We start from the raw sequence: 14,551 nt of genomic DNA, 5'->3' as shown, positions 1-14,551 counted from the left end.
CAAAACAAATTGAAGTATTCGTGGCTGGTCCCTGAATTGCAAGGTCGAGTCCATGACCGAAGGAGATGAGCCATGACAGAAACGCAGGCCACATGGATCAAGGATCCCCTCGGCATTTTCGCCGAAGGTGCCGAGCGCGGCATTGTCGTCAGGAACGGCCGGATTGTCGAACTGGTGCCGGCCGGCGGCCAGCCGGCCACGGCGGATATCGCGACCTATGATGCCAGCGCCCATGTGGTGCTGCCGGGGCTGATCAATACGCACCATCATTTCTATCAGACGCTCACGCGGGCCTTGCCGGCAGCGCTGGATCGCGAGCTGTTTCCCTGGCTGCAGGCGCTCTATCCGGTCTGGGCGCGGCTGACGCCCGAGAATCTCCATCTCGGCGTCAGCGTGGCGATGTCGGAATTGTTGCTGTCGGGCTGCACGACGACCACCGATCACCACTATGTGTTTCCTGCGGGTCTCGAACAGTCGGTCGATATCGAGGTCGCGGTGGCGCAGCGGCTCGGCATGCGCGTGCTGCTGACGCGGGGATCGATGAACCGCTCGGTGAAAGACGGCGGTTTGCCCCCGGACAGCGTGGTGCAGGACGAGGACACGATCCTGGCTGATAGCGAGCGCGTGGTGGCGACATTCCACCAGCGCGGCGAAGACGCGATGGTGCAGATCGCGCTGGCGCCGTGTTCGCCGTTTTCGGTGACGACCTCGCTGATGGCCTCGACTGCCGCGCTGGCAGACAAGCTCGACGTGCGTCTGCATACGCATCTCGGCGAGACCGAGGACGAGAACCGCTATTGCGAGGAGATCTATGGCTGCCGCCCGCTGGATTATCTGGAGCAGACCGGCTGGCTGAACGGGCGCACTTGGTTGGCGCATGGCATTCACTTCAATGGGGCGGAGATGCTGCGGCTCGGCAAGGCCGGGACCACGATCAGTCACTGCTCGTGCAGCAATCAGCTATTGGCCTCCGGCTGCTGTCCGGTCTGCGAAATGGAAGACGCGGGCGTCGGTATCGGCCTCGGCGTCGATGGTTCGGCGTCGAATGACGGATCGAATTTGATGCAGGAAGTGCGCGCGGCATTTCTGCTGCAGCGGGCGCGTTACGGAGTCGGGCGCGTCAGCCACAAGGATGCGCTGCGTTGGGCGACGAAGGGCTCGGCGGCTTGCGTGGGGCGGCCGGAGCTCGGCGAGATCGCGGTCGGCAAGATGGCGGATCTCGCGCTGTTCAAGCTCGACGAGCTGCGGTTCTCCGGCCATGGCGATCCCCTGGCGGCGCTGGTGCTGTGCGGCGCGCATCGTGCGGACCGCGTGATGGTGGGCGGTGCGTGGCGCGTGATCGACGGCGCCATTCCGGGGCTGGACGTCGGCGATCTGATCCGGCGGCATAGCGCTGCGGCGAAGAAGATGCAGGCGGGGTAGGGGCTTGCTTACTTCCCCTCTCCCACGCGCGAAGCGAAGCTTCGCAAGGCGGGAGAGGGTGGATCGAACATGCAAAGCATGTTCGAGACGGGAGAGGGGGCGCCACAAGCGCCGCACCTTGCGGCTCCCCCTCTCCCGCCTTCGCTTCGCTCAGGCACCCTCTTCCACCTAGCGAAGCTTCGCTTCGCCTGGGGGAGAGGGGACTATAGCGCGTGACTTACTTCCCCGGAATCTTGTCGTCGATACCCTTCACATAGAAGTTCATGCCGAGCACCTGGCCGGGATCGAGGGCGTCGCCGCCCTTGCATTCCACTTCCTTGCCGTCCTGTCCCAAGATCGGGCATTTGAACGGCTTCAGCGTGCCGGCGATGATGGCGGCTTCGGTGTCCATCGCCATCTTCTTCACGTCATCCGGCATGTTGGTATAGGGCGCCATCACGACCATCTTCTCCTTCAGGCCCGCCCAGGTGTCTTCCGACTTCCAGGTGCCATCGAGGGCCGCCTTGACGCGTTCGACATAATACGGGCCCCAGTTGTTGGTGACCGCAGTGAGCTGCGTCTTCGGACCGAACTTGATCATGTCCGAGTCCTGGCCGAAGGCGAGCGCGCCGCGCTCGGAGGCGACCTGCATCGCGGCCGGGCTGTCGGTGTGCTGCATGATCACGTCGGCGCCCTGATCGAGCAGCGCCTTGGCGGCATCGGCTTCCTTGCCGGGATCGAACCAGGTGTTGACCCAGATGATCTTGATCTTGATGTCCGGATTGATCTTCTGCGCGGCCAGCATGGTGGCATTGATGCCGGAGATCACTTCCGGGATCGGGAACGAACCGATATAGCCCAGCACGCCCTTCTTCGACATCTTGGCGGCGATCAGGCCCTGGATGTAGCGGCCTTCAAAGAACCGGCCGGAATAGCTCGACATGTTCTTGTCGCGCTTGAAGCCGGTGGCGTGTTCGAACATCACCTTGGGATTGCGCTTGGCGACTTTCAGCGTCGGATCCATATAGCCGAACGACGTGGTGAAGATGAGCTGATTGCCGGCCCGCGCGAGCTGTTCGATGGAGCGCTCGGAGTCCGGGCCTTCGCTGACGTTTTCGAGATAGGTGGTCTCGATCTTGTCGCCAAATTCTTTGACGATCATCTGGCGGCCGACTTCGTGCTGATAGGTCCAGCCGAAATCGCCGACCGGGCCGATATAGACGAAACCGACCTTGAGTTTGTCGGCGGCGACGGCTGCACCCAATCCGAGGCCGGTGGCCAGCAGTAGGGCGGCGGCTGCAAGTGCTTTCCTGTTCATACGCGTCTCCTGTTTGCGAGATAGTCTTGCGAGAATGTCTTTAGCGGTCGGGCACGAATACCGTGCCCAATGCGGCCGGCGCCGTGGAGCCGCCGCTGCGGGTGCGCGAGATCAGCACCAGCACGACGACCGTTGCGAGATAGGGCAGTGCGGACATCAGTTGCGAGGGCACGCCGACGCCCCAGCCTTGCGCATGCAGTTGCAAGATCGAGACCGCGCCGAACAGATAAGCGCCGATCACGAGGCGCCCCGGCAGCCAAGAGGCGAATACCACCAGCGCCAGCGCGATCCAGCCGCGGCCGGCGGTCATGCCGGGGACGAAGAAGGGCGTGTAGGCCAGCGGCAGATAGGCGCCGGCCAGACCCGCGCAGCCGCCGCCAAACATCACGGCGAGGGTGCGTATCTTCAGCACGGGATAGCCGAGCGCGTGCGCCGAGACGTGATTGTCGCCGATGGCGCGCAGGATCAGTCCGGCACGGGTGCGATAGAGGAAGTACCAGATAGCGACGATCAGCGCGATCGAGACATAGACGAAGCCATCCTCGCCGAACAGGATCTTGCCGACGAAGGGGAGCGTGGTCAGGCCGGGAATGTACAGCCGCGGCGCGGTGGCGATACGCTCGCCGACGAAGCCGGCGCCGATCAGGCCGGACACGCCGATGCCCAGGATTGTTAGCGCGAGACCGGTCGCGACCTGATTGACGGCGAGGCCGAGCGTCATCAGTGCAAACACCAGCGACAGCGCGACGCCGGCAAAAATGCCGCACAGCGCTCCGATGAATGTCGAGCCGGTGGCCCAGGCGCCGGCAAAGCCGCAGGCGGCGCCGACGATCATCATGCCTTCGACGCCGAGATTGAGCACGCCGGCGCGCTCCACCAGCAGCTCGCCGGAGGCGGCGAGCAGCAGCGGTGTCGACGCCGCGAGTACGGCAAGGATGATGGCTTCAAGTAGCTCCATCGGCGACCTTTCGCTGCGGCATGATGAGCTTGATCCGGTACAGGATCAGGCTGTCGCAGGCGAGCACATAGAACAGCAGGATGCCCTGAAACACCTTGGTGATATCGAGTGGGATCTTCATGGCGATCTGCGCTTGCTCCCCGCCGATAAATGTCAGCGCCAGGAAAAGCCCTGCAATTAGTATTCCAACCGGGTTGAGCCGTCCGAGAAATGCAACGATGATCGCGGTGAAGCCGTAGCCGGGCGAGATGCCGGGCTGCAGATGGCCGACCGGGCCCGCGACTTCGATGATCCCCGCGAGGCCGGCCAGCGCGCCGGAGATTGCGAAAGTCAGCAGCACGAGCTGGTTGGAGGAGAAGCCACCGAAGCGCGCGGCCCGCGGTGCAGCGCCAACCACGCGAATTTCAAAACCCTTGATGGTGCGGCCGAGCAGGACAGCAGCGGCAACAACGATCACCAGCGCGATGACCGCGCCGAGATGCAGCCGTCCACCCTCGAACAGCAGGGGCACGGTGGCGACCGGATCGAATTCGGCCGTGGTCGGGAAGTTGAACCCTTTGGGATCCCGCCACGGACCGCGTACGAGATAGTCGAGCAGCAGGTCGGCCACATAGACCAGCATCAGACTGACCAGAATTTCGCTGGCGCCGAAGCGCACCTTGCAGAAGGCCGGGATCAACGCATAGAGCGCGCCCGCGATGGCACCGAGCAGCAGCATCGCCGGCAAGACCCAGACGCCGGCATCGGTGCCGTTGGTCTTCACCGCAAGCCAACTGCCCGCCACAGCACCGACGAGGAATTGCCCCTCGGCGCCGATGTTCCAGACATTGGCGAGATAACAGAGCGAGAGGCCGATGGCGATTATCACCAGCGGCGCGGCTTTCACCGCGAGCTCCTGCAGCGAATAGGCGTCGGTCAGCGGCGTGATGAAATAGACGTTGAGCGCCGCGATCGGATTCTTGCCGATGATCACGAACAGGATGCTCATGGTCACGATGGTCAGCCCGATGGCGATAACAGGCGATACCAGCGCGATGATGGTCGATCGCTCCGCGCGCTTCTCAAGCACCAACTGCATCGGGCACGTCCTTTGGCGTGAGTGCACTGCCGCCCATCAACAAGCCCAGCGTTTCCCTGTCGGCATCCGCCGTCATTAACGGCTCGGACAGATGGCCGTGGAACATCACAGCGATGCGATCGGCAATGTCAGCGAGTTCGTCAAGGTCCTGGCTGGTAACGAGGATGGCCGCACCTGCCGCGGCAAGATCGAGCAGCGCCTGACGGATGACGGCGGCTGCACCCGCATCGACGCCCCATGTGGGCTGGCTGACCACGAGCACGATGGGATTACGCAGAATCTCGCGGCCGACGATGAATTTCTGCAGGTTGCCGCCGGAAAGGCTGGCGGCTTCCGGATCGCGCTTGGCCTTGCGCACGTCGAAGCTCGCGGTGGCGCGATCGACGGTCGCGAGCGTCGCCGCCGTATTGATGAAACCGTTGTGCACCATGCCCGATGCGGCGTGGCCGGTGAGCAGCGCGTTCTCCGACAGGCGCATGCGCGGCGCGGTGCCGTGGCCTAGTCGTTCCTCGGGCACGAAGGCCGCGCCAAGCTTGCGGCGCGCGGTAATCGACAGATGTCCGGCGGCGTGACCGTCGATGACGATGGTGCCGGGATCTTTGGCGAGACGCTCGCCGGAGAGCGCCGCGAAGAACTCGTCCTGGCCGTTGCCGGCGACGCCGGCGATCCCCAGAATCTCGCCGCCCTTCAGTTCCAGCGAGATGTTCTTCAGATGCACGCCATGTGGTTCGTCGGGCGCGAGGCTGAGATCGTTGACCACGAGCCGCGGCACAGTGGTTTGCCTGTTGGCGGCGGCTTTCACCTGCTTGATCTCGGTGCCGACCATCATGCGCGCCAGTGATGCCGCAGTTTCTTCGCGCGGCAGGCAGGTCGAGATCTTCTTGCCGCCGCGCAGGATCGTGGCGGTGTCGCAGAGCCGCTTCACCTCGTCGAGCTTGTGGCTGATGTAAAGGATCGCGCGGCCTTCCGACTTCAGGCGCTCCAGCACGACGAAGAGCTGATCGGCCTCCTGCGGCGTCAGCACGGCGGTGGGCTCGTCGAGGATCAGGAATTTCGGATTCTGCATCAGCACGCGCACGATCTCGATGCGCTGACGTTCGCCGACCGAGAGTTGCCAGACCTCGCGCTTCGGATCGAGCGGCAGGCCATATTGCTGCGACACCTGTTCGAGCCGCGCCGACATCGCTTTGAAGGATTCCTTGCCGTCGAGGCCAAGGGCAACGTTCTCGGCGACAGTGAGATTGTCGAACAACGAGAAATGCTGGAACACCATGCCGATGCCGCGCGCGCGCGCATCATGCGGGCCGGCGAGGACCATCTTCTCGCCCTGCCAGAGCATCTCGCCTTCGCTCGGCTGGATCAGGCCGTAGATGGTTTTGACGAGCGTGGATTTGCCGGCGCCGTTCTCGCCGAGCAGCGCGTGAATCTCCTGCGGACGGATCGCGATGTCGATGGCGTCATTGGCGAGGAAACTGCCATAGCGCTTGGTCAGACCGATGGTCTGCAGAAGCACCGTCCCCGAACGCGCGTGTCCCGATCCCGAATCCAACATTCGCTACTCACGCGTGAAAAGGAGGTTTGCGGCAAGTGTGTGCCGGATTGGAATGCAGCGTAAATCTCGAATAAGCGCCAGCGTCTGCCTTATTTTTGGACTGGATCGCTTTCTTGGGCGATTCCTGTCGACGCAATGGCGTGAGGCTCGGTCTTTTCATTGATTGAATGACGTTTATTCGACTTTCGCATTGTATACTTGGTCTGAAGTGTTGCAGTTCTGGTACATGTGCAACGAATTCGAGATCCGGATTTTCTCGTGTGTTGAGAAGTTGGGCAGTGATTTTCTTGCGGTGCAAACACGGAATCACAGTGTGAATTCACCATCGGAGCTTCGTTCGGAAACCTGCGACAGAACGTCGCAAAATACCAATCTTTACAGTCTCTAAGCGCGTGTCTTACACGCGCTCGCATGGTGTCATTTCACCATCCCGAAAACACGATGCTTCAAGCATAAAATACTGATTTCACTGGGCATCCCTGATGAAATCCGTGGCAACTATTGGAAAAAGTTGAGGCTTCTCACCCGGACTGATTGCAACAACTCTCTCGCGAGAGGCACGCAATCATTGTCAACAGGTGGGGGTAATTCCAATGGCCAATCGTTTCCGCGCAATCGCAGCCGCGACGTTGCTGTCGCTAACAGCCATGGTGCCGACAGGCTCGGCAGGCGCCGCCGACATGGCGGCCATGCCGGTCAAGGCAAAGCCGATCCCGGATCTGCCGTTCTTCCTGCTGATCGATAACCGTTTCACCTATGCCTATCAGTGGGGGGCGGTCGATCCCGGCGTCACCGCCAAGACCACCAAGCAGGTCTTCGCCTTCACCCACTTCGACGTGTGGACCTACGGCACCAACTTCTTCAACATCGGCCTCGAGAAGGCGGGCAAGAGCAGCCCGGCTAATCCGTGCGCCGATCCGCTGCGTCCGATCACGGGCTGCGAAGGCGCAACAGAAATCTACGGCCTGATCCGCAGCACGATCGGCTTCAACGAGGTCTTCAACACCAAGGCCTTCTCGATGGGCCCGCTGCGCAACGTGTCGTTCGTCATCGGTGCGGATGGCAGCACTGAAAACCGGTTCTTCTCCGCATCCAAGCGCGACGTCGTGACCGGTCTGCAATTCGCTTTCGACCTGCCTTACAAGGGCTTCTTCAACGTCAATCCGTTGTTCTATTACGAATTCGCCAACCGCAGCACCTTTACGCAGTGCGGTTACGCCGGCGCTCCCGGTCAAATCCCGGGCGTCTCGTGCAACATCGATGGCAACCGCCAGTTCAACCCGACCTGGGCCGTTGAACTCAATTACTACATGGATCTCGGCTTCCTGCCCCCGAGCATGGATTATTTCGCGATCAGCGGCCGCGCAGGCTTCTACGGGCCGAAAGGTTCGGAGAACGGCCAGATCATCGGCACGGCAACCAAGATGGAGATCAACGCCGAACCGATCCGTCTGACCTTCGACGCCAGCAAGGCGATCTGGGGACCGAAATACACTCACAATGTCGACGTGTGGGTGGCCTATCGGCTCTGGCGGAACAAGTTCGGCTTGGATGAGAATGCCAGCCTGCCGTGCACCACGTTTGCGCCCGGATCGTGCCGCGAGGACTCGCTCTATTCCGGCGTCACCGTCAAGTTCTGATCTGAGCTCACTTCCGGGGCTAATTCTCCAAGGCCAATCTCCAGGCTGATGGCGTCGCGATGTCCTCGCGGCGCCTTCAGTTTTTTGCAAGCTCCTGCGCGCGTGCCGCTAGCGCAGCTGCGCCCAGAAATTCTCGTGCTGCGCGGCTGCCTCGTCTTCGAGCAGCGGTCCGACGACCTCGATGCTCTTCTGCCCGGCAGCAAAGACATTGCGGCAAGGCAGATCAAGCGTGGGATTCTCCGGATGGTCGCCGGTGATCGCCTTGAGCCTTGCTTCGCCGAGCCCATAAACCAGCCGTCCAATGCCGACCCAATAGATCGCGCCCGCGCACATGGCGCAGGGTTCTGCCGACGAATACAGCGTGAAGGTCTTCAGCTCGGTCTCGTCATAGGCAATCGAGGCTTCGCTGCACAGCAGCCGCTCTGCATGGGCGGTGCCGTCATGAGAGGGCATGAAGGCGTTACCGGCTTCCATCAGGACCTTGCCGTGTGCATCGACCAGGATCGCGCCGAACGGATGGTTGCCGCGCTCCATGGCTTTGCGTGCAGCGTCGAAAGAAAGCCTGAGAAGAGCCTCATCCCTACTCGACGAGTCTTGCTTTGGCATCAGGGGGCTCCTGTCGTCCGGGCGTCAAAATCTGCTAGCTTCCCGCGAGGCCAAACGCGGATTCGCTTTGGCCCGCTGGCCGCACTAATATTTACGACCTGGATCATTCAAGTCCCAGCCGGGCCTACGGCCTGAACAAAGAAGCATGATTGCGATGAAAGAGAAAGTCGTCGGAGCTTCCGGCCAATCGCTCGGCGGCGAGATCGTCGAACGCATCAACGCGCTGGCTGCTATTTCGGAAGCGCCGGACAACATCACGCGAATATTCCTTACACCGGAACATCGTGCTGCCGCCGAACTGATCATCGGCTGGATGCAGGCAGCCGGCATGCGGGCGCGTATCGATGCGATCGGCAATGTCTGCGGACGCTATGAAGGCGACCGGCCCGGTCTGCCGTGCCTGATGCTCGGCTCCCATTACGACACCGTGCGCGATGCCGGCCGCTGGGACGGACCGCTCGGGATCATCACGGCGATTTCCTGCGTTAGCGATCTCAACCGTCGCGGCCTTCGTTTGCCATTCGCCATCGAGATCGCCGCCTTCGCCGACGAGGAGGGCGTGCGCTTCGCCTCGACGCTGCTCGGCAGCCGCGCGGTGGCCGGGACTTTTGTCGAGAGCGTGCTCGCCGGCCGCGACAAAGCGGGCATCTCGATGCGCGAGGCAATGATCACCTTCGGCCTCGATCCCGATCACGTCGGCGCCGCAGCGCGCGCGCCCGGCGAATTGCTGGCCTATCTCGAATTGCATATCGAGCAGGGGCCCGTGCTTGAAGCGCAGAAGCTGCCGGTGGGTGTCGTGACTGCCATTTCGGGTGCTACGCGGCTTGCTGTCGAGTTGCACGGCATGGCCGGTCATGCCGGCACGGTACCCATGGCGATGCGACGCGATGCACTGGTGGGCGCCGCCGAATGTATCGTTGCGATCGAGGGGTTCTGCCAGTCGGACCGCGGCGGTCTTGTCGGCACCGTCGGTTATATCAATGCGATGCCGGGGGCGACCAATGTCATTCCCGGGCTGGTATCGTTCACCATGGATATCCGATCGCCGAAGGATTCCTATCGCAAGCTCGCCATCACCGACATGGTGCGCGAGATCGAGTCGATCGCCAAAGCGCGCAAGCTCGATCTGCAGATCAACATCACCCATGAGAATCGCACGGTGCCGTGTGCGCCCTGGCTGCAGAAGCAGATCGCCGATGCAATTACTGCCGAGGGCTATCGCGCGTTCGAGCTGCCGAGCGGGGCCGGCCATGACGGCATGGCGATGACCGATATTGCCGATGTGGCGATGCTGTTCGTGCGCTGTCGCGGCGGGATCAGCCACAATCCTGCCGAGCATGTGGACGATGCGGATGTCGAGGTCGGTGCGCGCGTGTTGTTGCGCGTGATCGAGAATTTTGAGCCGAAGGCCTGATGCGATGGCAGATTTCCACGGCGTGTTTCCCTATCTCGTCTCGCCTGCTGATGACGAGGGGCGTATCCGCACCGATGTGCTGGGCCGCCTGTGCGGGGATCTCATCGGCGCGGGCGTGCATGGTCTGACGCCCCTCGGCTCGACCGGCGAATTCGCCTATCTCAATCGCGAGCAGCGCAGGACGGTGGTGCAGGCCACGATCGAGGCGGCAGGCGGGCGCGTGCCGGTGGTGGCAGGCGTGGCATCGACCTCGACGGTCGATGCGGTGGCGCAGGCGAAGTCGTATCAGAAGCTCGGCGCCACCGGCATCCTGGCTATTCTCGAAGCGTATTTCCCGCTCAAGGATGCGCAGATCGAATCCTACTTCCGCGCCATCGCCGATGCCGTCGATATTCCCGTGGTGATCTACACCAATCCGCAATTCCAGCGTTCGGATCTGACACTCGATGTCGTGGCGCGGCTCGCCGAGCATCCGCGCATTCAGTATATCAAGGATGCCTCCACCAATACCGGCCGGCTGTTGTCGATCATCAACCGCTGCGGCGACAAACTGAAAGTGTTCGCCGCCTCGGCGCATATTCCGTCAGCCGTCATGCTGATCGGCGGCGTTGGCTGGATGGCGGGCCCGGCTTGCGTCGTGCCGAAGCAGAGCGTCGAACTCTACAATCTCTGCAAGGCGCATCGCTGGGACGAGGCCATGGTCTTGCAGCGGCGGATGTGGCGGCTCAACGAGGCCTTCGCGCGCTATAATCTGGCGGCCTGCATCAAGACGGGCCTCGCGATCCAGGGCTATGAGGTCGGCGACCCCGTGGCCCCGCAGCCGGCTTTGACCGCCGACGAGCGCAAGGTGATCGAGGCCGTCTTGCGGGATGTCGGCTGATCGATGTCGTTGCCGCCAGACGCGCAAACGAGCAGCGCTCATGCACATTCTGTCGCTCAGCCTTGTGCGGCTGGCCTGTTGGCTCACGCGGTCTTTCTGGGCTAGAAACCATACAGCCCGCCCGTAAGGCTCGCCATTGAAGGACGTCTGATGAACATTCTGCCCGGCAATCTGCGCTTCGGCGCCGGTCTTTCTCCCAAGCGCCTTGAAGATCAAAGACTTCTCACCGGGCAGGGCAAATTCATCGACGACAGACCGGAAGACGGCGCGCTGTGGCTGCATCTGCTGCGCTCGCCGCATGCCCATGCGAAGATCACCGCGATTGACGTGGCCGCCGCCAAGGCGATGCCCGGTGTCGAGGCGATCTACACCGGCGCGGATCTCGTGGCCGACGATGTCGGCACGCTGCCGACGCTGCCGATCTTCAAGCGTCCTGACGGCTCCGCAGCGACCTTTCCGCCGCGCCGGCTGCTCGCGCATGAGGTCGTGCGGTTCGCCGGCGAAGCAGTGGCGGCGATCGTCGCCACGTCGCGCGCCGCTGCCCAGCTCGCGGCCGAAGCGATCGACATCAGCTATGATGTCCTGCCTGCGGTGGTCGATCCCGTCGAGGCGATGAAGCCCGGTGCGGCGGTGGTCTGGCCGGATGCGCCGGACAATATTGTCGCGGCCACCAGCTATGGCGATCCTGCCAAGGTGGAGGCTGCTTTTGCCGCTGCCAAGCATACGGTGTCGCTGGACATCGTGAGTCAGCGTCTCGTGCCATCGGCCATGGAGCCGCGCTCGACCATCGCTGAAGTCGACAAGAAGTCCGGCAAGCTGACCCTGTACGTGCAGTCGCAGACCCCGGCATCGACCCGCGATATCCTTGCCGACGCGGTGCTCAAGCGTCCGAAGGAATCGATCCGCGTGGTGGTGGGCGATATCGGCGGTGGGTTCGGCCAGAAGACGAGCCTGTATCCCGAAGACGGCGTCGTCGCCTATGTAGCCGTGAAGCTGAACAAGACGATCCGCTGGCGCGGCGATCGTACCGACGAATTTGTCGGCGGGACGCATGGTCGCGATCTGACGTCGACGGCAGAACTCGCGCTCGATGCCAAGGGTCGGATCTTGGCGTATCGCGTCCGTTCGATCGGCGGCACTGGTGCCTATATGTCGGCGACCGCTGTCATCATTCCGCTGGTGCTGGGGCCGTTCGTGCAGACCGGCGTCTACGACCTGCAGAACGTGCATTACGATATCAAGGCGGTCATCACGAACACCGCGCCGGTGGGCGCCTATCGTGGTGCCGGGCGTCCGGAAGCCGTTTTCATCATCGAGCGTCTGATGGACGCCGCCGCACGGCAGATGGGAATGGATCCGCGCGCCATCCGCAAGGTGAATTACATCAAGCCGACGCAGTTTCCTTACAAGAACGCCGTCGGCCAGACCTATGATAGCGGCGCCTTCGCGCACATGCTCGACCGCGCCACCGAATTGTCGGATTGGGACGGCTTCGCCGCGCGCAAGAAAGCGGCGAAGAAGAAGGGTCTGCTCTACGGGCGCGGGCTCACCAGCTACATCGAATGGACCGGTGGCCCGGGCACCACCGAGAAGGTCAGTCTGCGCGCGACGGCCAATGGCCGCGTTATCCTGCATTCCGGCACTATGGCGATGGGGCAGGGCCTGCAGACCGCCTATTCGCAGCTCGTCTCTGAAGCCCTTGGCATTGGCATCGACAAGATCGATGTGATCCAGGGCGATACCGATGTGATCGTTGGCATGGGCAGTGTCGGTTCACGCTCATTGTTCGTTGGCGGCACTGCCGCGGTGGTGTCGGCCGCCGACATGATCGCCAAGGCGCGCGAGAAGGCGGCCAACATGCTCGAAGCCTCGGTGGAGGACATCGAGTATTCCGCGGGCTTCCTCACCGTCGTCGGTACCGACAAGCGCGTTGGCCTGTTCGAGATCGCGAAGGCCGAAGACGGTGAACAGCTCAGCGTCGAGTCGACCGGCGTGGCGGACGGCCCGACCTGGCCGAACGGAACGCATATCTGCGAGGTCGAGATCGATCCGGAGACCGGCATCACCAATGTCGTTCGCTACACCACGGTCGACGATGTCGGCGTGGCGGTGAATCCGATGCTGGTGACCGGCCAGATCCACGGCGGCGTGGCGCAGGGCATCGGCCAGGCGCTGTTCGAGAACGTTCATTACGACGAGGATGGCCAGCTCATCACCGCCAGCTATCAGGATTACTGCATTCCGCGCGCGGGTGACCTGCCACCTCTGTCAGTGACATTGGATGGTTCGGCACCCTGCGTCACCAACCCGATCGGCTCGAAGGGCTGCGGAGAATCCGGCGCGATCGGTGGTCCGCCCTGCATCGTCAATGGCGTGCTGGATGCGCTGCAACCACTGGGCATCACGCAGCTCAATACGCCGCTGTCGCCCATCAAGGTGTGGGAAGCAATCAGGAGCGCAAGCGCAGCGCATGGCTGAGACCCTGCAGGATGGGTAGAGCGTCGTCGCGAAACCCATCATGATCGGGTTCCATGCGATGGGTTTCGCTTCGCTCTACCCATCTTGCGGATAACAAGAAACTTCAATCGGGAGAGAAAACACAATGAAGAGCTTCAAGGTTCTCGAATTCAACGAACCGCTCGGCGAGGTCGACGAGCAGACCCCGCAGCCGACCGGCACGCAGGTGCTGATCCGCGTGAAGGCTGCGGGCGTCTGCCATAGCGACCTGCACATCTGGGAAGGCGGCTATGAACTCGGCCACGGCCGCAAGAAGCTGTCGCTGAAGGACCGCGGCATCACGCTGCCGCGCACCATGGGTCACGAGACCGTCGGCGAAGTCATTGCCTTTGGTCCGGATGCGCAGCAGGAAGCCGGTGGCGTCAAGATTGGCGATATCGCGCTGGCCTATCCGTGGATCGGCTGCGGCAAATGCGCGGTCTGTCTCGCCGGCGACGAGAATCTCTGCCTTGCGCCGCGCTGCCTCGGCGTACATTGCGACGGCGGTTATTCGGATCACCTCCTGGTGCCGCATCCGCGCTACCTGATTGACCTCAAGGGCATGGATCCGGTCATCGCCGCGCCCTACGCCTGCTCGGGCGTCACGACCTATAGCGCGCTGAAGAAGATCGAGAGCGATCTCGGCAATCCGATCGTGATCTTCGGGGCCGGTGGCCTCGGCCTGATGGCGCTTGAACTGTTGAAGGCGATGGGCGGCAAGGGCGCCATCGTTGTCGATATCGATGCGCGAAAGCGCGAAGCGGCGATCAAGGCCGGCGCTCTGGCGGCCGTGGACGGCAATGCGCCCGACGCGCTTGAGCAGCTTGCCAAGGCCGCCGGTCAGCCGATCCTGTCGGTGATCGATCTGGTCGGCACTCCGTCGACGACGCAGCTCGGCTTCGACGTGCTCTCCAAGGGCGGCAAGCTGATCATGGTCGGCCTGTTCGGAGGCGGCGCCACCTGGGCGCTGCCTCTGATCGCCATGAAGGCACTCACCATCCAGGGCAGCTATGTCGGCAATCTCCGCGAGACCAAGGAGCTGCTGGAGCTGGTGCGCACCAAGAAGGTGCAGCCGATCCCGACGAGCCCGATGCCGCTTGCAAAGGCCAATGCGGCGCTGAACGATCTGAAAGACGGCAAGCTGGTCGGCCGTGCGATCCTCACGCCGGGGTAAGCTTGAAGCATTGATATCGAGAAGCGGCCTTCGG

At 62.6% G+C, this 14,551-nt stretch carries 11 protein-coding genes; 6 read left to right on the top strand and 5 right to left on the bottom strand.

Going from position 1 to position 14,551, the window contains the following annotated elements:
- Positions 1–72 precede the first annotated feature (72 nt).
- Complete coding sequence (locus CHC01_RS16205) at positions 73–1,422, top strand: 8-oxoguanine deaminase (protein ID WP_089265263.1); 1,350 nt, start codon at positions 73–75, stop codon at positions 1,420–1,422.
- 217 nt (positions 1,423–1,639) lie between these two features.
- Here CHC01_RS16205 and CHC01_RS16200 read toward each other — a convergent pair whose 3' ends face one another.
- Genes CHC01_RS16200 through CHC01_RS16185 form a run of 4 tightly spaced genes read right to left on the bottom strand, consistent with a single transcriptional unit; the run spans position 1,640 to position 6,307 of the window.
- The gene (locus tag CHC01_RS16200; RefSeq protein WP_089265262.1) at positions 1,640–2,719 is read right to left on the bottom strand and encodes a BMP family ABC transporter substrate-binding protein; all 1,080 of its coding nucleotides are present in this window, start codon (positions 2,717–2,719) and stop codon (positions 1,640–1,642) included.
- Between the two features lie 40 nt (positions 2,720–2,759).
- Entirely contained in the window at positions 2,760–3,677 is a 918-nt protein-coding gene (locus CHC01_RS16195) for an ABC transporter permease (RefSeq protein ID WP_089265261.1), read from the bottom strand.
- Entirely contained in the window at positions 3,664–4,755 is a 1,092-nt protein-coding gene (locus CHC01_RS16190; RefSeq protein ID WP_089265260.1) for an ABC transporter permease, read from the bottom strand. The genes CHC01_RS16195 and CHC01_RS16190 overlap by 14 nt, the downstream gene beginning before the upstream one ends.
- Entirely contained in the window at positions 4,739–6,307 is a 1,569-nt protein-coding gene (locus CHC01_RS16185; protein ID WP_089265259.1) for an ABC transporter ATP-binding protein, read from the bottom strand. The genes CHC01_RS16190 and CHC01_RS16185 overlap by 17 nt, the downstream gene beginning before the upstream one ends.
- A 593-nt stretch (positions 6,308–6,900) precedes the next feature.
- Here CHC01_RS16185 and CHC01_RS16180 point away from each other — a divergent pair.
- Positions 6,901–7,947, top strand: a complete 1,047-nt coding sequence (locus tag CHC01_RS16180; protein ID WP_089265258.1) for a hypothetical protein — start codon at positions 6,901–6,903, stop codon at positions 7,945–7,947.
- Positions 7,948–8,055: 108 nt separating this feature from the next.
- Here CHC01_RS16180 and CHC01_RS16175 read toward each other — a convergent pair whose 3' ends face one another.
- Complete coding sequence (locus CHC01_RS16175) at positions 8,056–8,553, bottom strand: nucleoside deaminase (RefSeq protein WP_089265257.1); 498 nt, start codon at positions 8,551–8,553, stop codon at positions 8,056–8,058.
- A 154-nt stretch (positions 8,554–8,707) separates the two neighbouring features.
- Here CHC01_RS16175 and CHC01_RS16170 point away from each other — a divergent pair, with 154 nt between their 5' ends.
- From CHC01_RS16170 to CHC01_RS16155, 4 genes are all read left to right on the top strand, one after another.
- Complete coding sequence (locus tag CHC01_RS16170; RefSeq protein WP_176454606.1) at positions 8,708–9,967, top strand: allantoate amidohydrolase; 1,260 nt, start codon at positions 8,708–8,710, stop codon at positions 9,965–9,967.
- Positions 9,968–9,971: 4 nt separating this feature from the next.
- A complete protein-coding gene (locus tag CHC01_RS16165) occupies positions 9,972–10,847 on the top strand; it encodes a dihydrodipicolinate synthase family protein (protein ID WP_089265255.1) in 876 nt (291 codons plus the stop codon).
- A 150-nt stretch (positions 10,848–10,997) separates the two neighbouring features.
- On the top strand, positions 10,998–13,325 hold the full coding sequence (locus CHC01_RS16160) for a xanthine dehydrogenase family protein molybdopterin-binding subunit (RefSeq protein WP_089265254.1): 2,328 nt from the start codon (positions 10,998–11,000) through the stop codon (positions 13,323–13,325).
- 124 nt (positions 13,326–13,449) lie between these two features.
- Entirely contained in the window at positions 13,450–14,517 is a 1,068-nt protein-coding gene (locus tag CHC01_RS16155; protein ID WP_089265253.1) for an alcohol dehydrogenase, read from the top strand.
- Positions 14,518–14,551 lie beyond the last annotated feature (34 nt).

This window comes from Tardiphaga sp. OK246, from assembly GCF_900188215.1.
GTDB classification, from domain to species: Bacteria; Pseudomonadota; Alphaproteobacteria; order Rhizobiales; family Xanthobacteraceae; genus Tardiphaga; species Tardiphaga robiniae.
The sequence above is the reverse complement of the archived record's forward strand: the minus strand, read 5'-3'. Positions and strand labels throughout refer to the sequence as shown.